This is a genomic window from Mesorhizobium sp. M0870, from assembly GCF_040319775.1.
Lineage (GTDB): Bacteria > Pseudomonadota > Alphaproteobacteria > Rhizobiales > Rhizobiaceae > Mesorhizobium.
This window is the reverse complement of record NZ_JAMYOI010000023.1, coordinates 66,112-84,818: the sequence shown is the minus strand read 5'-3', so window position 1 is coordinate 84,818 and position 18,707 is coordinate 66,112. Positions and strand designations below refer to the sequence as shown.

Here is an 18,707-nt window from a genome sequence, read left to right as displayed (position 1 = left end):
GTTGCCGGGTTTTGGCAGCCGGCCGCCATGGGCATTGATTAAATTGCAAGAGTTGAGCAATGGTTGCAGCCATCGTTATACGAGAGAGTCGAATGCGGCCCGTTCGCCAGAATTGGTTCCCGGCACTGGCCTGCTTAGTGCCAGTGATGCTATTTGCGGTTTCGAGGACTGACTATGCCAACTACGTGGCATACACAGCCGATGGCGACATCGTCAGCTATTCGCGTGGTTTCTCCTATGCGACGCGAACTGGCTTTGTCCTCTATATGACATCTGTAGCGCACGAGCGCGTGTTCCTAGCAATGCACTGGCTGTATGCAAACCTGGGATTTTCGCTCTCCGACAGCATGCTGGCAAACAGCATGATGATGATCGCAGCCTATTTCTTCTACGCCTCCCGGCAGTGCAACAATGTGCTTCTTGGCGCACTAGCTACCGTGGCCTTCATCATGCTGCCATGGTTTGAACAGCTCGGGCAAAACACGCTAAGGCAAGGGTTTTCGCTGATATTCATTCTCGCCTTTTTTCGGGCGGTGAATTATCGGCAAAAACGTTGGGCCGTCCTCTTCGCGGCGCTCGCTATAGGTAGCCATTACAGCGCCGCATTGTTCGTGAGCGTGTACATCCTCACCGACTTCTTGCCGAGGTCCGGCAAGCTGTTTGTCGCGGTCGTTGTCCTGACGTTCGTCGGCTATGTCACCGATTACATCACTGTTCTATCTGGGATGATCGTCACCCCGATCCTTTTATGGACTGGGCTTTACACCCAGTACTCAACCAACGCGTTCTTGACTTATCAGGTGGGCTACAAGGCGCTGTTCTTCTACTACTCACTGTTCCAGTGTGTCGTGAGCGTCCTGCTGCTTCACAAGGCCGAAAAGCAATCGGATGCGCGCTTGGCTAAATACTGCATTGTCATGACCGTGATCTACATGGCAGCGAGCGGCCTGCCTTATTACAATCGAGTGGCGATGATGCCGATGCTGCTGCTGCCGGTGGTGGTCGTGACCCTGTGTTCCCGGATAACTTTGCCTCGCTGGGGTCTGAGATCAATGCTTGATCCCGGGAACTATCCGTTCTTGCGGCGCGTCGGGTAAAGACGATCTCGCCAACCCTTCTTCGCAGGCCGGTTCGTCGGCCATCGGCTATAGCTGTGCCGTAAGAATTGCCGGAGTTTTCGCAGCCAACCGAAGAACCGTCGCGGCTCGCTACCAAGGGACAAATAGTGCGAGCGCCATCGTCAACCTTATGTAGGCTGCGCCGCTCGGCATGGGTATGCGCCCTCAGAGGGTCGTACCTGTTCCAGACAAACCAGACAGCCTGAGAGCAATGGGACGTTCCCCGTCCCGTAAGCCGGCAGGGACGGCGGGCGCTCGGGTTGTGTCAGCCAGTTTCCGCGTTGCTGTCGCCGGGTCGAATGACTTCCCACCCGCTGTCGTAGAGAAGCAAGAGCCCGCCGTCGTGGGTTCTGATTTAGCCAGCCTTCGTCGCTGCGTTCGCACGAAACTTAGCGCTGTGCTTAGCCCACGGCGCGGCGAGTATCACTAGGTCCTTGCGTCGCTCATCATCCATCAGCCCGCTCCCCGGCGCCGACCATAGCCAAATCATTCGAAGAAGGAAAACCACCATGGACCGCAACTTCGCTCGGGCGCTTGCGCTTGTTCTCAAATCGGAAGGCGGGTGGTCGGACAATCCGGCTGACCCCGGCGGCGCCACCATGAAGGGCGTGACGCTTGCCAGCTTCCGCCGCTATGTGAAGGCCGACGCGAGGAAGGCGGATCTGCGTGCGATCAGCGACGCGCAGGTCGCCACCGTTTATCGCCGCTTCTACTGGGACGCTGTGCTCGGCGCCGAATTGCCCGATGGCGTCGACCATGCGGTGTTCGATTTCGCCGTCAACAGCGGGCCTGGCCGGGCGGCCAAATATTTGCAGGCGGCCGTCGGCGTTGCGCAGGACGGGCGGATCGGACCGGTCACCGTCGCGGCGGCCAAGGCAAAGCCGGCCGGCGTCACCATCGATGCGCTTTGCGATGCGCGGCTGGCGTTCCTCAAGCGGTTGCCGACATGGGCAACATTCGGGCGCGGCTGGTCCGATCGTGTCAGGTCGGTGCGGGTTCAGGCCCTGCTGATGTCGGCGCAGGGCCCCGCGGCACCGGTGGCCGCGCCGGCGTCGCCCAGGTTTGAGACATCGGCTGATGTGATGCCGGCGACCCAGCCCGTGCAGCCGGCATCCGGCGGCAAGACGGCTGCCGCGGCCGGCATCCTCGTTCTCATGGCCGGAGCGCTCGCGGCCTTCCGGCATCGGGTCGCCGATTTTTTCGGGAGCCTGTTTCAATGACATGGTTCAACACCAATGCGCTGCACAATCTCCTCAACACGCTGATCACCATCATCTGCGGCGGCGCGCTCGCCGGCTTCGACTGGACGCTGCTCGGGGTGGGCGACCGCACCGCGCTTCAGATCAGCGGCGCCATTGCCCTTGCCAAGATCATCATCAACGCGGTGCGTGACGGGCCGCGCGGCATGGTCGCGCCGCCGGCCAAGGAGACATGAGATGGGAACACTCGCCCTCGCGCTGCTTGGCCAGGCCTGGCCGTATCTTCTGGCAATGGGCGCCGCGCTTGCCGGTGTCTGGACGGCCTATGCCAAGGGCAAGGCCAGCCAGAAGGCCAGGCAGGATGCGGCCGACGCAGCGGCGCGCACCGAAGCCCAGAAGATCGACGATGCCGTCGCCGGCCGGGCGCCGGACGACAACAGGGGGAGACTGGCCAGATGGTCAAAATCATAGCGCTCTCGCTCCTGCTGGCCGGCTGCACCAAATCAGGCGGGTCGTTCTGCGCGGCCGGGCATCCCCTCCGCCCGACAAGGGCAGAGGCGGCGACCCTTTCCGATGCGTCGGTGGCGGCGATCCTGGCTCACAACGAAAAGGGCCAGAAACTTTGCGGCTGGAGGCCATGATGAACGATCTTTTCGACCTGCTCGGCATCAAGGGACCGGTCGTGGCGGCCGGTCTCGCCGGCGGCGTTCTGCGCGCGCTGTCGCGGCATCGCTACAAGCTGCGCGAAATGGTGGCCTCGCCGATCTGCGGCGCACTTGCGGCGGCCTACCTGACGCTGCCGGCGGTTTCCTACGCCAGGATCGCCGGCCTGCCGATGCCCGATCCCGCCGACGACACCACCACGCTGGCGGCTGCCTTCCTGATCGGCGTCTGCGCCATGTGGATTTCGGACGTGCTGTTCGAGTTTGTGGTGCGGAGATTCAAGCCGGGGGTGGAGGAGTAGCTATTGGCACCGCGTCGTCTGTTGGCTACTGCCTCGGAATTACCGAGGCAGGCAACCTGGCGCGGCGCTGCTCTCATTTCCAGAAACGACCGCTGCCCGCTTCGGCTCACGCCGGGGCGGCTTTTTTGTATTTCGATCGGCTATTGCTGAGCGGCATTCGATCTGACCGGTCTCGTCATCGCCCGTTGTCACAAGCAAGTTAATCATGTCGGTTATGCATAATGATTATTGTTAATTTTTGATTGATGCACCGAAACCAGATAAAGACTTGAGCGGATGAAGTGTTCATATATTGTTAAACAAGAGGTAGACCACAGAAGACGGAAGCCATCTCCATCATCAAACGGGAGTAGCTTTCATGAACAAGTTCACTGTTATTTTAGCCGCTGTTGCAGTTGCATCGTCCGTTGGAGCCGCCGAGGCAGGTTGTGGGTGCGGAGGTTCGGGCGGCTGGGGAGGCAATTCGGGCAGCCTGATCAATGTTTCGCCATCCATCGACCTGGCAAGATCACCGCGCTGAACGACGTGCTCAGCGGCAACAACATCCTGAGCGGCAATGTCGTCTCAGGCATTCTGAACGGCAACAAGACCAACATCGTCGGTGGCGTTCTGAGCGGGCTCGGCGTCAACCTGCTGGGCGGCAACAGCTACAGGCTGGGCAAGCGCCACTAGTTCGGCGCTGCATTCCAATCATCGAAGACAACCCAAAATAGCCCGTTCCGGTTCGCCGGGCGGGCTATTTTCGCGTGTCGGGCCGATCAAGCGAGGATGTTGACCGCGCGTGCCGCGACCAGCGCGATTGTCAGCAGCGAGATCATGGCCTCGGCCATCATCAGCAGCTTGGCGCGCTGGGAGAGTGGCAAGGTATCGGTGGGCGAAAATGCGGTCGCATTGGTGAAGGCGAGGAAGAAATAATCGACGAAGCCGGGCAGCCAGTCTCGAAGCTCACGGTCGTTCAACGTCATCTGCGCGAACAGGAAATCGGCCTGTGCGAGCTTGACGAGGCCGCAGGTCGGCGGACCGCCGCGGTCGGTGCTCCAGAACCACAAGGCAAACACGATGACGTTGGTAACCCAGATGTTGAGTGCGTCGATCAGCAGCGTCGTACCGCTGTTGCCGGCATGGCCCTCCAGCAAGGCACGCACCAGCAGGACCAGCGAACCGCAATTCATGATGCTGATGATGGCGGTCATGGTCAGGGCTGTTCTGCGGATCATGACCCGAAACTGGCCGATCGCATGCCACTCGTGGTCCTCGACCGCCTTTCGGGTAGCGGCCTGTGTCCAGGCGGTGGCCACCGACAAGGGCAGCAGCAGGGCCGCCTCCAGCGCGGGCGCCACCCAGCGCGGCCCGAATGAGAGATTGTTGATGACCAGAAGCTGCAGGCAGATGATGACGAGAACGGCCGCACGGGCCATCCAGAAATCGAGCGCACGGTAATGAATGACGGCATGGTGGTGGCGCATTTTTCAAATCCTGGATGCTTTTTTGGGGACGGGAGCCGGTCAGGCGTAGGCGACACCTGCCGCGATCACGCCCAAGGCGCCATGCCCGGCATGTTCAGGGTGCTGCGGGATGGCGTGTTCCATTGTTGTCTTGCTGGCATGTGATGACGGGAGAGGCGGCATGGTGGCGCGAAACTCTGCCTCAATCTTGGTTTTGCCATGGTCGGCCAAGTATACATTTTCGTAAGCTTCAAGTTCTGGGCTGTTCGTAAAACCGTCCGGTGTGATTTATCCACCGCATGACGCGAATCGACGAACCCATGAACGGTTGGCTGCCGGTCGGCAGTTCTGTTCCAGGCGACTGGCGGCAGTCGTCGATCTGGCCGGGTCTGATGCGCTATCCAGAAGCCGGCCTGGCGCTTTTATGCCTGACGCAGATCCTGTGCTGGACCGTGGTTCCGGCGCTTGTCGATGCCGCCCCGCCCGGCGATGTCGTCGAGAGCTTCATGTGGGGCCGCGAATGGGTGCTTTTGACCTACAAGCATCCGCAGCTCCCCGGCTGGCTGCTCGAGATCAGCCATCTTCTGACCGGATCGTTCCGCTGGCCGCAATATCTGCTCGCCCAGCTTGTCGTCTCGGCGACCTTCGTCTTCGTCTACCTGCTGGCCCGCGACATGCTCGGGAGAACCCGCGCGCTGGCCGCCGTGCTTTTGATGCCGTCATTGTATTTCTTCGGCTGGCCGACACCGCAGTTCAATCATGATTACGCGCAGATGCCCTTCTGGGCCGCAATCTGCTGGCTGCTGTGGCGTGCGGGCCGTGGCGGTGGGCCGGGCTGGTGGCTGCCGCTCGGACTGGTGTCGGGCGTCGGGCTCTATGCCAAGTTTTCCACCGGGTTGCTGTTGCTCTTCGGGGCGATCTGGCTGTTGTCGGACACACGGGCACGCAACCGGCTCGCCACGCCCTGGCCCTGGCTTGGGCTCGCGGTTTTCCTCGCCGTCGCCGCGCCGCTGGCCGTCCAGCTCTACCGCATCGATTTCCTGCCGCTGACCTATGTCGCCGGCCGCGATGAATGGGTGTTGGTCCACCGCGCCCGCCTTTACTATATCGGTGTCCAAATGGCGGGGCTCTGCGGCTTATTGCTGGTGCTGTCGATATCGGGGCTGTTGCGGCGTTCGCCCGCGCCGGAACAGCCCATCGAGAGCGGCGCGCTGGCCTATCTCGTGTGGATGGGGCTTGGTCCGGCGGTGCTTGTCATGGTGGCTTCGCTGTTCACCGGCGCCGGCGAGGCGTGGGGCGCGCCGATGTACAATCTGGTCGGCGTTGTGGCGCTCGCCTTGCTGGGTCATCGGCTCGGCGCCGTCGAACTGCGACGGCTGGCGATCTGCGCGTTCGCCTGCATCCTCGGCATGTCCGGTGCCTATGCGGGCATCCGCTGGACGAGTTGCAATTTGCGCGGGCGCATGGATGCCGTCTGCTGGCCAGCGCGGCAGATTTCGGACGAAGCCGAGGCGGTCTGGCACGCGGCGGTGCCCGGTCGGCTCGACATCGTCGGCGGCGATACCCGCATCGCGTTGCTGGCGGGCCTCAACGCCTATGACAAGCCGTCGATCTTCACCGACCTCGACATGCGGCTCGCCCCCTGGATCACCAGCCAGCGGCTGCGCGATCACGGCATGCTCCTGGTCTGGCCCGGGAGCGGCGTGCCACCTCGGCTGCTGGCGTGGCTGGGCAACATCCCCGTCAAGACCGTTCTTTTCGACTGGTCGCTCAGGGCACCACCGGTGGCGATCAGCTTTGCCGCCATTCCGCCTGGCATGAAGCTACCGGGTTTGATCGACAGGCTCGCCCAAACGAGCAACTGAAGTAGATCCACCGCGTCCGCTGGACGAAGCAGGTGACAATGCCCATTTATGGCGAGACCACTTGCTTTTACGCAATTCCAGACGGAAAACCGCTACACACTTTTCCTGGAATTGCTTTTGAGGAGACGTGACATGGCGACTTCGACCGAACGTGCAGTCCTTGCCGGCGGCTGTTTCTGGGGCATGCAGGATTTGATACGGCGCTATCCCGGCGTCATCTCCACCCGTGTCGGCTACAGCGGCGGCGACGTGCTCAACGCCACCTACCGCAACCACGGCACCCACGCAGAAGCCATCGAGATCAATTTCGATCCGGCCATCATAAGCTTTCGCACGCTGCTGGAACGCTTTTTCCAGATCCACGATCCGACGACCCGCAACCGCCAGGGCAACGATGTCGGGACGAGTTATCGCTCGGCGATCTATTACACCAGCGACGAACAGAAGCGCGTCGCCGAGGACACCATCGCCGATGTCGATGCCTCGGGCCTGTGGCCGGGCAAGGTCGTCACCGAAGTCGCACCCGTTGGTCCATTCTGGGAAGCCGAGCCCGAGCATCAGGACTATCTGGAGAAATATCCCGACGGATACACCTGCCACTTCGTCAGGCCAGGCTGGAAGCTGCCGGTTCGCGAGACGGCGGTTTCGTAGATTTGCAACTGCGATTTGCCCTGCATTGCTGCTCGACGGTGTCGTCGAGCAGATCATCGCATCCAAACCCCTTTCGGTCAGCGCGGCTTGTCGCGTCGGTGAAGCCATCGAGCTTTCACCAATGTGCGAAAGCGCCCTTCGAACACCTTCGTCAACGGCGAATGCGGATGCGGTAGGCAAACACGGTCAGGCGGTTGACAGCCTGCCGTATCGCGGTCCAACTGCGCAGGAAGAGTTGATTTCGGGAGACGGGCCGTGAAAAAAGTTTACGAAAAGCCAGTGTTTGTAAAACGCGAGCGTCTTTCGGTTGTCACTGCCTTGGCATCGCCTTCCACTCAGCCGACCTGACAAGCTCGCCCTGACCTGTCGGCCCGTTTGAGCCGCCGAAGATGAGGCCGATCGAATCGACCGATCACTCGGAGCCGATCACAGCCGTTTTTGTCCTCGATATCTCTAACTATACGGGGCCTCTGCTCGCCGGCTGGCTAGAGGCTGGAAATGCAATTGGCGCGATCATCGTGCCCGGGTTCCGGCGTCGTCCCACCGGTTTCAGCATTGGCAATTTCCGGCGAAGGCTTCAACGCAAGCTGCTGCTCAGGCGGTTTATCGGTAACACGCCTGTCAAGTTGATCGAATTTGGCCGCCCTTACGATTGGAATGCGCTTGGTCGGCAATTGTCTGACGTCCGCGCCGATGTGCTGGTCTGCTACACTTTGCCTGTCTTGATCCCTCAAGAGGTTCTTGGCCATTTTTCCAAAGGCGGGGTCAACCTCCACCCGGCGCTGCTCCCCGACTATCGAGGGCCCCACCCGATCCAGCGCTTGGCCGTGGACGGCCGGCATGCGGCTCATGGCGGCGTCACGCTCCACAAGATGTCCGCCGGTTTTGACGAGGGTGACATTCTCGGGCAGGTGCCGTTTTCCGAAGCTGACTGGACATCGAGAGAAGCCCTGGTCGACAGCACGGCAACCGCTATGCGGATTCTGGTGAGCGAGGCGGTGCCGACCTACTGCCGGGGGCTGTTGTCAGGAATGCCGCAACCGAAAGGCGATTTCGTCTGGGCGCGGCTTCAGCCCAGCCACCTGATAATCTCGCCGGCCATGTCGGTCGAGCATGTTGTACGGCTATGGCATGTGCTTGGCCTTCTGCCAGGCATCTATCTTGAAATCGGAACGCGCAAAGTCAGGCTGGGATTCCAGATCAGAAGGCTGGGGCCCTGCACAGGAAAGGCCCCGGTCAGGCGGTGGGGAACAGTGGAATTTGATCTCGCCAACGGTCGGGTCCTGTATTTTACCTACGGTAGAGTGCTCAAACGGCTGCTCAATTCGAAACACCTATTTTCGCGCCCGCCCGCCGGGAGACCCGCTCCAGAAATCCGGCTGTTCGGCAAAGCGCGTGCTGCGGACCAGAAAAACGGATGAAGTCGCTGGGCGATGCCCAGCGGCTTCATCCGTTTGCGACGTGGTTACTTGCCACAATGATTATCGTTTACCGTTGGCGCCGTCGCGTTACCATCGGCGTCCGGCTGCGCGCCTTGCGGGTTGGTCGGGCAATTCTGATCCGCGTTCGAATTCATGTCCCCTACCGTGCCAGTCGTGCTGTTGGTCGTGCCCGGGTCGACAGTGTCCGGCTCGATCGTATTCGGGGAAGCCGGCGTGTTCGGCTCAACCGTCACCGACTTGCCGCTGCCGCTTCCATTTGCGTTGTTGCTGCCGGCGCTTTGCGCCATGGCTGACGTGGCCAGACCAATGGTGAGAACCGAAGCTGCGAGGATTTTCATGAACATGGTTTGTCTCCATTTCTGTGAAGTCGTCGCTTATTTTCTACGAAAGTGATCGCGTTGCGACTGTGGGGACAACCGGTCGCGGCGGCGAAGGTTCCCGACAAAATTCCGCTCAGGCGCACCGTGACTGGCGCAATGCTTTTGGCGCAGTGCTCTGAAAAAACGGCTTTCCCTTGAACTCGAATGATGCTTTAAGGCGCACATCCACAGGGGTGCTCCGTACGGTCGGGGCTGAGACGGGGGCGGCAAGCCCACAGACCCTAGAAGCTGATCTGGGTAATACCAGCGGAGCGAGGCGGGCGATGTTTTCAGGCGCACAGATTTCCCTATACCCCATGACCGACGATTTCGTCGGTGTCATTCTTGGCGCGCTCGGTGCGCTCGATCCCTGGCGCGACAAGCTCAGGATCGAGATCGACGACATCTCGACCTTGCTGGTCGGGTCGCCCGAAGTGCTGTTTCCCGCCATGCGCGACCTCTTCGTGGCGGCGGCACGTAGCGGCAAACATTGCGTGTTGTCGGCCACCATCTCGCGCGGGTGCCCTGGCGAGCCGGATGATCCGATCTGCCGCTCCGATGCACTTGGCGGGCCTGTCGGGCCACTCGGCCCGCGCAAGGATGCGGCCATCGCGGCGGTGCGCAATGCTGCTGCCACCGGCCAGCCGGCGGCGGCGCAGTTCTCGCTCTATGTGATGGGCACCGACGACCACATGGACGAGATCTACGGCTGCATCGATTTTCTCAAGCAGTCCGGCGTCTATGAGCGTTCCAAGCATTTCTGCACGAAACTGCGCGGTGATGCCGGTGCGATCTTTTCGGCGCTGGACGAGGCCTTCTGCCGCTTCGGACCAGGCGCCGGCCACGTAACCCTCGACGTCACGGTCTCGGCCAACAGCCCGTCGGCTGTCTGAAGCTGCCGCCGCCTCCGCGCGGCCGTCAAAGGTTATCTCCCGTGGTCTCATCATCATTCGCTTCGCGCCCGATCGCGGGCCTTCTTGTCAAGGCAATGCCGGCCATGATCTCGGTCGGTTTGCTCCTAGTGGCGTGGGAGCTTTATGCCACCTATTCCGGCATCAGGCCGACGATACTGCCGGCGCCGTCGCGCGTTTTCGAGCAAGCGCTGCTCAATCGCCAGGCGCTGGCCGACAACGCCATTCCGACCATCGGCGCCACGCTGCTCGGCTTTGCCTGTTCGCTCAGCGCCGCCTTCGTGCTGTCGATGCTGGTCGACTTCTTCCAGCCGCTGCGGCGTGCGCTGTTTCCCGTCTTAATCGTCAGCCAGACCTTGCCGCTGGTGGCCATCGCGCCGCTGGTGGTGCTGTGGTTCGGCTTCGGGCTGGCGCCCAAGATCATGCTGGTGGCGCTGGTTACCTTCTTTCCGATGCTGGTTGCATTGGTCGAGGGTTATGAGTCGACCGAGGCCGAGATCGGGCAAATGCTGCGCGCCATGGGGGCAGGGCGCTGGCGCATCTTCGTGCTGGCACGGCTGCCTTCGGCGCTGCCCTATTTCTTCGCTGGCTTGAGGATCTCCATCACCTACGCCGTGGTCGGCGCGATCTTCGCCGAATATGCGGGGGCCGCGAAGGGGCTGGGCATCTACATGCTCAACGTCAAGAACAATTTCCGTCCTGACCTGGTTCTTGCCGCCGTCGGAGTGAGCGCTGCCCTGACCCTTGTCCTGTTCGGGTTGACTGTACTGCTGCAGCGCCTTGCGATGCCCTGGGAGCGGGCCGGCAAGGAAACCGCCGGGAAGGGAGCCTGGCGATGAGCCGGCTGGAACTGCGGTATGTGCGCAAGGCGTTCGGTGGGCTCGACGTGCTGGCCGATATTTCGCTTAGCGTCGGCGCTGGTGAATTCGTCTCGATCCTTGGACCCTCGGGCGCCGGCAAATCGACGCTCTTCCAGCTTCTGACCGGCGCCGAGCATGGCGAGGGCGAGATGTTGTTCGACGGCGCGCCGCTCGACGACCACGGCAGGCATTTCGCCTTCATGCCGCAGCGTGACGCGCTGATGCCGTGGCGGCGCATCCTCGACAACGCGACGCTCGGGCTCGAAGTCCAAGGCATGAGGAGACAGGCGGCGCGGGTGCGCGTTGCGCCGTTGTTTGCCGAATTCGGGCTTGCCGGCTTCGAGCGGCATTTTCCAGCGCAACTGTCCGGCGGTATGCGCCAGCGCGCGGCCTTGCTGCGCACGGTGGTGCAGCAACGCGACATGCTTTTGCTCGACGAGCCGTTCGGCGCGCTCGACGCGCTGACCCGCACGGCCATGCAGCGCTGGCTGGAACAGATGTGGCGGCATCATCGCTGGACGGCGCTCCTGATCACCCATGACGTGCGCGAAGCCGTGTTCCTGTCCGACCGCATCTATGTGCTGTCGGCGCGCCCGGCCCGCATCGTGCGTGAAATCAAGGTGCCGCTGCCGCGCCCGCGCAGCCTTGGCGGCGATGCCGCGCGCCAGGCAAGTGCGCTCGAGGCCGAGATTCTCGACATCATCCTCAACGCCACCCCATCCAAAGGACACGATCATGATTGACTTGACGCGCCGGCAGGCCTTGTTGCTGACCCTTGCCACAGGCCTTCCGCTCATTGCCGGATCGGGGCGAGCCCAAGCACAATCGGCACAAAAGGTCACCGTTGCCCTCGACTGGACGGTCAACACCAACCACATCGGACTGTTCGTCGCCCGCGACAAGGGCTTCTATCGCGAGGCCGGGCTCGAGGTCGACATCCTGCCTTACAGCGATACCGGTGCGGGCACGCTGGTTGCAAATCGCGTCGCCGATTTCGGCATCAACGGCACCATCAGCCTGTTCACCCAGAGAACCGCCGGAGCGGACCTGAAGGGCGTCTATGCGGTGGTGCAATCGGAAACCGGCCGCGTGGTCTTCAATGCGGCCCGCAGCGAGATAGTAAGCCCGAGAAACCTCGACGGCCTGACCTATGGCGGCTTCGGCAGCGCCTGGGAAAACGCCCTGATATCGACCATCATCCGCCATGATGGCGGCAAGGGCAATTTCGAGACGGTGACGCTCGGCACCTCAGCCTATGAGGCGCTGGCCAATGGTTCGGTCGATTTCACGCTCGAAGTCTCGACCTGGGAGGGTGTCGACGCCGAGCTCAAGGGCGTCAAACAACGCAGCTTCGTCTATGCCGATTACGGCGTGCCTGACGAGCACACGACACTGATCTCTTCGAGCGAAGCCTATCTCCAGGCAAACTCCAAGCCTGCGGCCGCCTTTGTCCAGGCGACGCGGCGCGGCTACCAGTTCGCGGTCGATCACCCCGAAGATGCGGCAGCCCTGCTGATCGCGGCCAACAAGGATGCGTTGACCAATCCGGCGCTGATCCACGCCTCGCTGAAGGCGCTGATCGACGGCCATTATCTGCGCAGCCAAAGCGGCGCCATCGGGACGATGGATCCAGCCAAGATGGAAGCGATCGGCGGCTATCTCTTCGCGTCCGGCATTTTGCGTGATGCCGACGGCAAGCTGGTTGCTCAACGCCCGGATTTCGGGAGCTATTTCCGCAACGACTATCTGAGCTAGTCTGGCAAAACCAAATGAAATGGGTCGCCAGTCTATTTCTGGACGACCGCGTGGAGCAGGGTCGTCTGGATGTGGCACCCTGGCTCCCCGACAGCCAGTTTAAACACCGATCTGATCTTGTTGATTAACTGCCCGGCAATGGTTGCGTGCAAAGGTCGCCTCGAGGGATCATCGGGGTGTTTGCATTGCTCATATCAAAAAGCGAGGCGCTTTCGCACGTCAGTGACGGCAGGATTTTGTCCGCAGCCCGAAAGCGCGAAATCCTGGTGGATTTGCGCGAAGGTTTCTTTCGGATCTGCGCGCTGGCCTTCGCGGGCATGTTCGTCTACCGCGGCGTATATCACCTGATGCTCGACCCGACCCGCATCAATGTGGCGCTGGTGGCAATTTCCGAGATCCTGACCTTTACCTGGCTGCTTCTGTCGCGGCGACCGCAGGTACGCGACTGGAACCCGCTGACGGTGGTTGTTTCGGTGGTCGCCAGCTTCGGTGTCGGCTTCATCGACCTGCAACCGGGCGTGGCCATCATCCCGGTCTATGCCGCTGCGCCGCTGCAAGTCCTGGCGTTGGGGTTCGTGATCTGGGGGAAGATATCGCTAGGGCGTTCTTTCGCCATTCTGCCAGGCAATCGCGGCGTGATGACCGACGGTGCCTACCGCCTGGTGCGGCACCCGATCTATGCCGGATACCTTGCCGGTCATGTCCTGTTCCTGCTGTCGGCCTTTTCCTTCTACAATCTTGCTGTCTACGCCGCGATCACCTTCTTCCAGGTTCATCGCATCCTGCGCGAAGAGGCGCTGTTAGCCGCCACGCCGGAATACCGGGACTATATGAAGCGCGCCCACTACAGGCTGTTCTACGGGATCGTCTGACAAGCGGGCCGGCGCAGAATCGTTCGGCCTGCAATCACGCTTGCACTCTCTCACTCCCGCATCCGGCCGCCGATAGACTCTGGCCACTTGCAATCATCGCGGCGGTCTTGCTGATCTTGCGAGAGGCCTATCCATGTCCAGCGCGGTGTGCGGCATGGAGCAGAGTAACGTCCGATCGCCAATGCCTTACGAATTGTTCGTGTAAAGAACAATTATTCAAACTTTAATATCATTTTGTTTCAGAAATTTTGTTGATGTACACCACGCCTCAGGTTCAGTATTCTCTCTCTGAAACTGAAATTCACCACCTCGCGTAGTTGATCTTGCAATCGGCCTCTCGCCAATTGCTTTAGCGCAACGACAACAGGAGAGTGTTATGGCTCACACCATCAAGACAGTCGCCAATATGTTGGCGGGTAGTGCGGTAATTTTAGCTCTTTCCCTGCCCGCCAATGCTGCGGGAATCGGCCTTGGCGTTGGTGCCTCGGTGGGTGGTAGCGGCGGCGTCAATGCCGGTGTCGGGGCTTCCGTTGGCGGCAGTGGCGGCATCAGTGCCGGAGTGGGCGCCTCGGTCGGCGGCAGCGGTGGTGTAAATGCCGGTGCCGGTGCCAATGTTGGCGGCTCGAGCGGTGTCAATGCTGGTCTCGGCGCTTCGGTCGGCGGCAGCAACGGCATCAATGCCGGCGCGGGCGCCAACATCGGAGGGTCTGGCGGCATTACGGCCGGCCTTGGCGCCAATGTAGGCGGGACGAGCGGCGTCGGCGTGGGTATTGGTGGCGGCATCAATCCAGGCAATCCGTCGAACCCGAGCAATCCGTCCAATCCGTCAAACCCCAGCAGGCCGAGCCTGCCGGGTGTCGTGGCCCAGATGTCGGATAGCAACGTGGCGCGAATGAAGAAGCGCTGCGTCGACGTGCTCAGCAGCGAAGGCGCCTACGACCGCGATCTACGGCAACTCTGCCTCCTGATCGCTCGTCGCTGATACTGGAGGGGCCGGGGATTGGAAGTGCCGAATCAGCCGTGAGGCTCGACCGCACTCTCCTGGCCTCCGGCCGGTAGGAAAGCCCGCCACGCTGGCGGGCTTTCTGCGTCCACAGGCGTGCCGGAATCAAATTCTGGTTGCCATCATCTGGATGGCCGCTTCTGTTGCCGGCAGACCTCTTCCGCACGCGATGCCCGCCACAATCGCGCGGAACGGTAGAGCCTTTGGAGCGCTCGTCTTTGAACATCGCTATGAGTCTTGGAACCATACCGATCATCATTGCGCTGCTTGGCGGCCTCAGCGGCCTCGGTGGCGGTCCGTTCTACGGCACCGGCTACTATGGCGGCGGCGGCCTTGGGCTCGTGCTGCTCATCGCCATCGTGCTTGTCGTGCTCGGGCGTATCTAGCCGGGTTATCGCAACTGATCGCAATCTCGTGAGCGCCCCCAATATCGGCGTGCACCGGATTGTGATGCAGGCAAGCCGGCTTGTGATCCTGCACTCTGCAAAACTTTCGTATGGTCATTGCGGTCCACACCCCCCCGTGGAAACAAGAGGAGAGGGTCCCACCCCTTGTCCTCCTCCAAGGCCCGCTCCGGTTCACCGTAGCGGGCTTTTGCTTGCTGGCGAGGGGAAACCGGCTCGCATCAAACCCTATGGGCAAGGCATCCAGAAGCTGACGCCAGTCGACTATTCCATGTCAGGTACGTCGCCGCTGACGAAGAGCGTGTTCGGCGGGCCGTATTCGCCCAGCGTCGGATCGGCCTCGCGGCTCCAGGCGATGACGCCGGCATGCTTTGCCGCTAGAGCCCTGGCGGTGCGTATGGCGCGGTCTTCGCTCTGCTGGTCGGCGGGTCCAAAGGCTGGGAACAACTCGCCATCCTCACCGCGATCGAACGCGACCACGACGATCAGCCTGGGATTTTTCTGGCCACTGGAATCGGACATCTTGCACCTTTGTCGCGGAACCTATCACATTGCGCGGGGTTGAAGGCCGCGAATCGATGAATGCCGACTTTGGGGAGTGGCATCGTGCAAGATCAGCGTTTCGATGAGCCGGTCAGGATTGCGCTCGGCCGATCGCGAAACTCGATCTTCAACGTGGAGCGGGTCGCTCAGGCTGCCGACATCCTGCTGAACCGCTGGCCGGTTGCAACCGGGCAAAAGCATATGGTTGCCCGTAAGGTCTGTCTGGCCGTGCTAGAGGGAAAGAAAGAAGTCTCGGCGGCAAGGGCGGCGTTCATCAACGCCGCTATCGAGGCGGACATTCTCGTTGAGCCGCGTGAGGTGTCGATCCCGTAGCCTGCCCGGTGAAATTGAATCAAGGATCGGCTCTATCCTCTTGGTTGATCTCGGTCTTTCACCGGCTTTTCCGGGCCATGGCAACCGGCCAGTTCGGCGCGCTCTGCGGACAATCCGAAATTCGGGGTTCATTGGGCCTGTTTCCGGCATCTGTTGACACGGCATTTCTATCCAGATATTGAACAGGACTATACAGGTTCACTGAACAGGTACCTATATGAAGCGGCGCGCGGTTCAACTGTCTCCCGGTACGGGCAAACCCGAGCAGATCGCCACCGTTCTCGAACATGAAATCCGCTCCGGTGTTCTCGGCTTCGGCGACCGCCTGCAAAGCGAGAATGAACTTGTCCAGCGCTTCTCCGTCAGTCGCAATACGGTCCGCAAGGGCCTCGAAGAACTGTCCAGCCGCGGGCTGATCACGACCAGGGTTGGTATTGGCTCGTTCGTCACCTTCGACGGCAAGCCGGTCGATGACTCCATCGGTTGGTCGCGCGCGCTGGCCGATGCCGGCGCCAATGCCGAGACGCGGACGCTGCGGCTGGAGGTCATCGAAGACCCCGATCTGGCTGCGCTGCTTGGTATCGAAAGCCCGTTCTTCATTGCCGTTGACCGGGTGCGCACCAACGCCAGCGACGGCCATGCGATCTCCATCGAGCGCAGCCGGCTGCCATTGTCCTCCGAGCTTGAGGACGTACCGTTGCGCGGACTGCGCGAGGGCTCGCTGCACCAGACGCTGCGCGCCGCCGGCCTCATTCCCGACCATGGCGAGGAATGGGTCGAGATCGAGATGCTCAATGCCGAGGATGCGGCCATCCTCGGTTGCCCACAAGGCACGCCCTTCCTGCGCGGCCGCCGGCTGACGCGTGCGGCTGACGATCGGCCGATCGAGTATGTCACCAGCCTGCTCAACCCGGCACATTTTGCGCTGCATATGAGGTTCTGAGCGATGTCGGATGCAACCAGCAAGGCCATCGATCGCGCCATGGGCGCGCTTGTCGGCGGAGCGCTGGGAGATGCGCTCGGCATGCCGACGCAGCTTTTGTCGCCGGTTCGCATTGCCGAACTCCACGGCCATGTCGAGGATTTCATCGAGCCTTTCGCCGATCATCCGGTGTCGAAGGGACTGGCTGCCGGCACCATCACCGACGACACCGAACAGGCGCTGCTGCTCGGCCGCATCCTGGTCGAATCCGGCGACCGTTTCGACCACGCGCGCTGGGTCAATGCGCTGCTCGACTGGGAGCGCGAGGTCAAGGCGCGCGGCAGCTATGATCTCTTGGGGCCGTCGACCAAACGGGCCATCGACGCCATCAACAATGGCGTACCGGCCGAGGAAGCGGGACGCAGCGGCGACACCAATGGCGCGGCCATGCGCATCGGGCCTGTCGGCATCATGATGCCGCTCGAACCATTGGAGGCGTTCGTCGCCAAGGTGGCGGAGACCTGCCGGGCGACGCACAACACCTCGATCGCAATCGCTTCCGCTGCTGCCGTTGCCGCTGCCGTCAGCCGCGGCATCGCCGGCGGTGGCTGGCGCGATGCTTCCGCCAGCGCCGTCGCGGCGGCGAGGCGAGGGGCGACGCTTGGTCATTGGGTCACCGGCGGCGACATCGCCGCGCGTATCGTCTGGGCGCAGGACATCGTGCGCGGCAAGGCGATCAGGGATGCCATTCGGCTGATCACCGATCTGGTGGGTACCGGCGTCGCCAGCCAGGAATCCGTCCCGGCGGCCTTCGCCGTGCTGGAAGTCGCCCGTGGCGACCCATGGCAAGCAGCTATCATCAGCGCCAATATCGGCGGCGACACCGATACGATCGGCGCCATCGCCGCCGGCATGGCCGGCGCCTGCAGCGGTTTTTCCCGATTGCCGCAACAGCATATCGCCCGGCTTGTCGGCCTCGACATGTCAGAGGTTCGCGCGCTTGCCGCCGACCTCGTGGCAGCAAGGGTGGCGAAAATCGGTTCCGGCAAGGACGCGGCGGAATGAGCGGCCGTCTCGTCCATGTCGGCAGTGCCGTGGTCGACTATGTCTACCGCATCGACGCCCTGCCGGCGCCCGGCATGGAAAAGACGGCGTCGAGCTTCGCCCAGGTCGCCGGCGGCGGCTTCAACATGATGGTCGCGGCCAGCCGCACCGGCATGCAGGTGGTGTTCGGCGGCCAACTCGGCAGCGGACCCAATGGCGATTTCCTGCGTGCCGCTTTCGCCGCCGAGGGCATCGCGACGCTGACGCCGCCATCGCCATTGACGGACAGCGGCAACTGCGTCGCCATGATTTCGAGCGACGCCGAACGCACCTTCGTGTCGTGGCCAGGGGCGGAGAGCGTGCTCAGCCGCGACCTGATGGCGCCGGTCGCGGTGGCGCCGGGAGACTGGGTGTTCACCTCCGGCTACACGCTAAGCTATCCCAAGAGCCGCGATGCGCTCACCGATTGGATCGAGGCACTTCCGGCAGATATTCCCTTCGTCTTCGATCCGACGCCGGTCATCTCGGACATTCCGCGTCCCATCCTGTCGCGGGTGCTTGCCCGCACCACATGGCTGAGCTGTAACACGACGGAAGCCGCCGAGATTGCCGGCCCAGGCGATGTCGAGGGACTCGCGGCACGACTTCTCGCCGACCACTGCCCCAAGGCTGCTGGCGTGATCATTCGCGCTGGCGCGAAGGGTTGCCATATCAGGCTGGCCGACGGCACAGCGCAGACCATTGCCGGCTTCAACGTCAGCGCCATCGACACCAATGGCGCCGGCGACACCCATATCGGCGGTTTCTTCAGCGCGCTGGCGCACGGCATCCCGCCCTTCGAGGCAGCGCGCTATGCCAATGCTGCAGCGGCCATTTCGGTCACCCGCCATGGCGGCTCGTCGGCGCCGACGAACCGCGAAATCCAGACATTCCTGAGCCATGCCGCCGACCCATCGGGAGCAGGCCGGACACAGAAGGCCAATGCATAACAGCTGGAAAGCCTGACAAGCCCGGGAA

General features: G+C 62.1%; 26 protein-coding genes and 1 riboswitch. Of the genes, 22 read left to right on the top strand and 4 right to left on the bottom strand.

The window, feature by feature from the left end:
* Positions 1 to 59 precede the first annotated feature (59 nt).
* The 7 genes from NKH97_RS24390 to NKH97_RS24360 all read left to right on the top strand — a co-directional run bounded on the left by NKH97_RS24390 (position 60) and on the right by NKH97_RS24360 (position 3,953).
* Complete coding sequence (locus NKH97_RS24390) at positions 60 to 1,097, top strand: EpsG family protein (protein ID WP_352441211.1); 1,038 nt, start codon at positions 60 to 62, stop codon at positions 1,095 to 1,097.
* Between the two features lie 530 nt (positions 1,098 to 1,627).
* Positions 1,628 to 2,338 (top strand): glycoside hydrolase family 108 protein, encoded by a 711-nt coding sequence (locus tag NKH97_RS24385; protein ID WP_023814077.1) that lies wholly within the window; start codon positions 1,628 to 1,630, stop codon positions 2,336 to 2,338.
* Positions 2,335 to 2,553 carry a hypothetical protein gene (locus tag NKH97_RS24380; RefSeq protein WP_352441210.1) on the top strand — a complete coding sequence of 73 codons (219 nt, stop codon included), beginning with the start codon at positions 2,335 to 2,337 and terminating at the stop codon, positions 2,551 to 2,553. Before NKH97_RS24385 ends, NKH97_RS24380 begins: the two co-directional genes overlap by 4 nt.
* A gap of 1 nt (position 2,554) precedes the next feature.
* Positions 2,555 to 2,788, top strand: coding sequence for a hypothetical protein (locus tag NKH97_RS24375; protein ID WP_023814075.1), 234 nt, complete (start codon positions 2,555 to 2,557; stop codon positions 2,786 to 2,788).
* Positions 2,773 to 2,958, top strand: a complete 186-nt coding sequence (locus NKH97_RS24370; protein WP_032909564.1) for a hypothetical protein — start codon at positions 2,773 to 2,775, stop codon at positions 2,956 to 2,958. Before NKH97_RS24375 ends, NKH97_RS24370 begins: the two co-directional genes overlap by 16 nt.
* Positions 2,958 to 3,281, top strand: coding sequence for a hypothetical protein (locus NKH97_RS24365; protein ID WP_013530789.1), 324 nt, complete (start codon positions 2,958 to 2,960; stop codon positions 3,279 to 3,281). Before NKH97_RS24370 ends, NKH97_RS24365 begins: the two co-directional genes overlap by 1 nt.
* Before the next feature lie 432 nt (positions 3,282 to 3,713).
* Positions 3,714 to 3,953 (top strand): hypothetical protein, encoded by a 240-nt coding sequence (locus tag NKH97_RS24360; RefSeq protein WP_352441209.1) that lies wholly within the window; start codon positions 3,714 to 3,716, stop codon positions 3,951 to 3,953.
* Between the two features lie 86 nt (positions 3,954 to 4,039).
* Here the strand turns inward: NKH97_RS24360 and NKH97_RS24355 are convergent, their stop codons facing one another.
* Both NKH97_RS24355 and NKH97_RS24350 read right to left on the bottom strand, forming a co-directional pair.
* Positions 4,040 to 4,747 carry a hypothetical protein gene (locus NKH97_RS24355; protein ID WP_023814072.1) on the bottom strand — a complete coding sequence of 236 codons (708 nt, stop codon included), beginning with the start codon at positions 4,745 to 4,747 and terminating at the stop codon, positions 4,040 to 4,042.
* A 39-nt stretch (positions 4,748 to 4,786) separates the two neighbouring features.
* Entirely contained in the window at positions 4,787 to 4,957 is a 171-nt protein-coding gene (locus NKH97_RS24350) for a hypothetical protein (RefSeq protein WP_164762750.1), read from the bottom strand.
* An 89-nt stretch (positions 4,958 to 5,046) separates the two neighbouring features.
* On the opposite strand from NKH97_RS24350, the gene NKH97_RS24345 reads away from it, so the two are divergent.
* The 4 genes from NKH97_RS24345 to NKH97_RS24330 all read left to right on the top strand — a co-directional run bounded on the left by NKH97_RS24345 (position 5,047) and on the right by NKH97_RS24330 (position 8,663).
* Complete coding sequence (locus NKH97_RS24345) at positions 5,047 to 6,591, top strand: glycosyltransferase family 39 protein (RefSeq protein WP_352441207.1); 1,545 nt, start codon at positions 5,047 to 5,049, stop codon at positions 6,589 to 6,591.
* 132 nt (positions 6,592 to 6,723) lie between these two features.
* On the top strand, positions 6,724 to 7,242 hold the full coding sequence (gene msrA, locus NKH97_RS24340; protein ID WP_023814070.1) for a peptide-methionine (S)-S-oxide reductase MsrA: 519 nt from the start codon (positions 6,724 to 6,726) through the stop codon (positions 7,240 to 7,242).
* 25 nt (positions 7,243 to 7,267) lie between these two features.
* Positions 7,268 to 7,501 (top strand): hypothetical protein, encoded by a 234-nt coding sequence (locus tag NKH97_RS24335; protein WP_155930624.1) that lies wholly within the window; start codon positions 7,268 to 7,270, stop codon positions 7,499 to 7,501.
* A 130-nt stretch (positions 7,502 to 7,631) separates the two neighbouring features.
* The gene (locus tag NKH97_RS24330) at positions 7,632 to 8,663 is read left to right on the top strand and encodes a formyltransferase family protein (protein WP_352441206.1); all 1,032 of its coding nucleotides are present in this window, start codon (positions 7,632 to 7,634) and stop codon (positions 8,661 to 8,663) included.
* Between the two features lie 44 nt (positions 8,664 to 8,707).
* On the opposite strand, the gene NKH97_RS24325 is transcribed toward NKH97_RS24330, so the two are convergent.
* Positions 8,708 to 9,028 carry a RodZ family helix-turn-helix domain-containing protein gene (locus NKH97_RS24325; RefSeq protein WP_023814068.1) on the bottom strand — a complete coding sequence of 107 codons (321 nt, stop codon included), beginning with the start codon at positions 9,026 to 9,028 and terminating at the stop codon, positions 8,708 to 8,710.
* Positions 9,029 to 9,223: 195 nt separating this feature from the next.
* A riboswitch (TPP riboswitch) is annotated at positions 9,224 to 9,337 on the top strand.
* On the opposite strand from NKH97_RS24325, the gene NKH97_RS24320 reads away from it, so the two are divergent.
* The 7 genes from NKH97_RS24320 (at position 9,328) to NKH97_RS24290 (ending at position 14,830) form a co-directional block, all read left to right on the top strand.
* A complete protein-coding gene (locus NKH97_RS24320; protein ID WP_352798935.1) occupies positions 9,328 to 9,936 on the top strand; it encodes a YkoF family thiamine/hydroxymethylpyrimidine-binding protein in 609 nt (202 codons plus the stop codon). (Overlaps the previous riboswitch by 10 nt.)
* 95 nt (positions 9,937 to 10,031) lie before the next feature.
* Entirely contained in the window at positions 10,032 to 10,793 is a 762-nt protein-coding gene (locus NKH97_RS24315; RefSeq protein ID WP_023814066.1) for an ABC transporter permease, read from the top strand.
* The gene (locus NKH97_RS24310; protein ID WP_023814065.1) at positions 10,790 to 11,557 is read left to right on the top strand and encodes an ABC transporter ATP-binding protein; all 768 of its coding nucleotides are present in this window, start codon (positions 10,790 to 10,792) and stop codon (positions 11,555 to 11,557) included. Before NKH97_RS24315 ends, NKH97_RS24310 begins: the two co-directional genes overlap by 4 nt.
* Positions 11,550 to 12,569 (top strand): ABC transporter substrate-binding protein, encoded by a 1,020-nt coding sequence (locus NKH97_RS24305; protein WP_352441204.1) that lies wholly within the window; start codon positions 11,550 to 11,552, stop codon positions 12,567 to 12,569. The genes NKH97_RS24310 and NKH97_RS24305 overlap by 8 nt, the downstream gene beginning before the upstream one ends.
* 176 nt (positions 12,570 to 12,745) lie before the next feature.
* Positions 12,746 to 13,441, top strand: coding sequence for a methyltransferase family protein (locus NKH97_RS24300; RefSeq protein ID WP_352441203.1), 696 nt, complete (start codon positions 12,746 to 12,748; stop codon positions 13,439 to 13,441).
* A 376-nt stretch (positions 13,442 to 13,817) separates the two neighbouring features.
* Positions 13,818 to 14,423: a hypothetical protein gene (locus tag NKH97_RS24295; RefSeq protein WP_031213861.1), complete on the top strand. Its 606-nt coding sequence runs from the start codon at positions 13,818 to 13,820 to the stop codon at positions 14,421 to 14,423.
* Positions 14,424 to 14,674: 251 nt separating this feature from the next.
* The gene (locus NKH97_RS24290) at positions 14,675 to 14,830 is read left to right on the top strand and encodes a DUF3309 family protein (RefSeq protein WP_023814061.1); all 156 of its coding nucleotides are present in this window, start codon (positions 14,675 to 14,677) and stop codon (positions 14,828 to 14,830) included.
* 282 nt (positions 14,831 to 15,112) lie between these two features.
* On the opposite strand, the gene NKH97_RS24285 is transcribed toward NKH97_RS24290, so the two are convergent.
* Positions 15,113 to 15,370: a hypothetical protein gene (locus tag NKH97_RS24285; protein ID WP_023814060.1), complete on the bottom strand. Its 258-nt coding sequence runs from the start codon at positions 15,368 to 15,370 to the stop codon at positions 15,113 to 15,115.
* Positions 15,371 to 15,430: 60 nt separating this feature from the next.
* Here NKH97_RS24285 and NKH97_RS24280 point away from each other — a divergent pair, with 60 nt between their 5' ends.
* The 4 genes from NKH97_RS24280 to NKH97_RS24265 all read left to right on the top strand — a co-directional run bounded on the left by NKH97_RS24280 (position 15,431) and on the right by NKH97_RS24265 (position 18,679).
* Positions 15,431 to 15,724: a DUF982 domain-containing protein gene (locus tag NKH97_RS24280; protein WP_245482812.1), complete on the top strand. Its 294-nt coding sequence runs from the start codon at positions 15,431 to 15,433 to the stop codon at positions 15,722 to 15,724.
* A 217-nt stretch (positions 15,725 to 15,941) separates the two neighbouring features.
* Positions 15,942 to 16,667: a GntR family transcriptional regulator gene (locus NKH97_RS24275; RefSeq protein ID WP_023814058.1), complete on the top strand. Its 726-nt coding sequence runs from the start codon at positions 15,942 to 15,944 to the stop codon at positions 16,665 to 16,667.
* A 3-nt stretch (positions 16,668 to 16,670) separates the two neighbouring features.
* The gene (locus NKH97_RS24270) at positions 16,671 to 17,711 is read left to right on the top strand and encodes an ADP-ribosylglycohydrolase family protein (RefSeq protein WP_023814057.1); all 1,041 of its coding nucleotides are present in this window, start codon (positions 16,671 to 16,673) and stop codon (positions 17,709 to 17,711) included.
* A complete protein-coding gene (locus tag NKH97_RS24265) occupies positions 17,708 to 18,679 on the top strand; it encodes a PfkB family carbohydrate kinase (RefSeq protein ID WP_352798932.1) in 972 nt (323 codons plus the stop codon). The genes NKH97_RS24270 and NKH97_RS24265 overlap by 4 nt, the downstream gene beginning before the upstream one ends.
* Positions 18,680 to 18,707 lie beyond the last annotated feature (28 nt).

Excerpts from the sequence above, each read along its gene's own strand:
- NKH97_RS24390 (WP_352441211.1), top strand. The coding sequence starts at position 60 with ATGGTTGCAGCCATCGTTATACGAGAGAGTCGAATGCGGCCCGTTCGC.
- NKH97_RS24385 (WP_023814077.1), top strand. The coding sequence starts at position 1,628 with ATGGACCGCAACTTCGCTCGGGCGCTTGCGCTTGTTCTCAAATCGGAA.
- NKH97_RS24380 (WP_352441210.1), top strand. The coding sequence starts at position 2,335 with ATGACATGGTTCAACACCAATGCGCTGCACAATCTCCTCAACACGCTG.
- NKH97_RS24375 (WP_023814075.1), top strand. The coding sequence starts at position 2,555 with ATGGGAACACTCGCCCTCGCGCTGCTTGGCCAGGCCTGGCCGTATCTT.
- NKH97_RS24370 (WP_032909564.1), top strand. The coding sequence starts at position 2,773 with ATGGTCAAAATCATAGCGCTCTCGCTCCTGCTGGCCGGCTGCACCAAA.
- NKH97_RS24365 (WP_013530789.1), top strand. The coding sequence starts at position 2,958 with ATGAACGATCTTTTCGACCTGCTCGGCATCAAGGGACCGGTCGTGGCG.
- NKH97_RS24355 (WP_023814072.1), bottom strand. The coding sequence starts at position 4,747 with ATGCGCCACCACCATGCCGTCATTCATTACCGTGCGCTCGATTTCTGG.
- NKH97_RS24345 (WP_352441207.1), top strand. The coding sequence starts at position 5,047 with ATGAACGGTTGGCTGCCGGTCGGCAGTTCTGTTCCAGGCGACTGGCGG.
- msrA (WP_023814070.1), top strand. The coding sequence starts at position 6,724 with ATGGCGACTTCGACCGAACGTGCAGTCCTTGCCGGCGGCTGTTTCTGG.
- NKH97_RS24330 (WP_352441206.1), top strand. The coding sequence starts at position 7,632 with ATGAGGCCGATCGAATCGACCGATCACTCGGAGCCGATCACAGCCGTT.
- NKH97_RS24325 (WP_023814068.1), bottom strand. The coding sequence starts at position 9,028 with ATGTTCATGAAAATCCTCGCAGCTTCGGTTCTCACCATTGGTCTGGCC.
- NKH97_RS24320 (WP_352798935.1), top strand. The coding sequence starts at position 9,328 with ATGTTTTCAGGCGCACAGATTTCCCTATACCCCATGACCGACGATTTC.
- NKH97_RS24315 (WP_023814066.1), top strand. The coding sequence starts at position 10,032 with ATGCCGGCCATGATCTCGGTCGGTTTGCTCCTAGTGGCGTGGGAGCTT.
- NKH97_RS24310 (WP_023814065.1), top strand. The coding sequence starts at position 10,790 with ATGAGCCGGCTGGAACTGCGGTATGTGCGCAAGGCGTTCGGTGGGCTC.
- NKH97_RS24305 (WP_352441204.1), top strand. The coding sequence starts at position 11,550 with ATGATTGACTTGACGCGCCGGCAGGCCTTGTTGCTGACCCTTGCCACA.
- NKH97_RS24295 (WP_031213861.1), top strand. The coding sequence starts at position 13,818 with ATGGCTCACACCATCAAGACAGTCGCCAATATGTTGGCGGGTAGTGCG.
- NKH97_RS24290 (WP_023814061.1), top strand. The coding sequence starts at position 14,675 with ATGAGTCTTGGAACCATACCGATCATCATTGCGCTGCTTGGCGGCCTC.
- NKH97_RS24285 (WP_023814060.1), bottom strand. The coding sequence starts at position 15,370 with ATGTCCGATTCCAGTGGCCAGAAAAATCCCAGGCTGATCGTCGTGGTC.
- NKH97_RS24280 (WP_245482812.1), top strand. The coding sequence starts at position 15,431 with ATGCCGACTTTGGGGAGTGGCATCGTGCAAGATCAGCGTTTCGATGAG.
- NKH97_RS24275 (WP_023814058.1), top strand. The coding sequence starts at position 15,942 with ATGAAGCGGCGCGCGGTTCAACTGTCTCCCGGTACGGGCAAACCCGAG.
- NKH97_RS24270 (WP_023814057.1), top strand. The coding sequence starts at position 16,671 with ATGTCGGATGCAACCAGCAAGGCCATCGATCGCGCCATGGGCGCGCTT.
- NKH97_RS24265 (WP_352798932.1), top strand. The coding sequence starts at position 17,708 with ATGAGCGGCCGTCTCGTCCATGTCGGCAGTGCCGTGGTCGACTATGTC.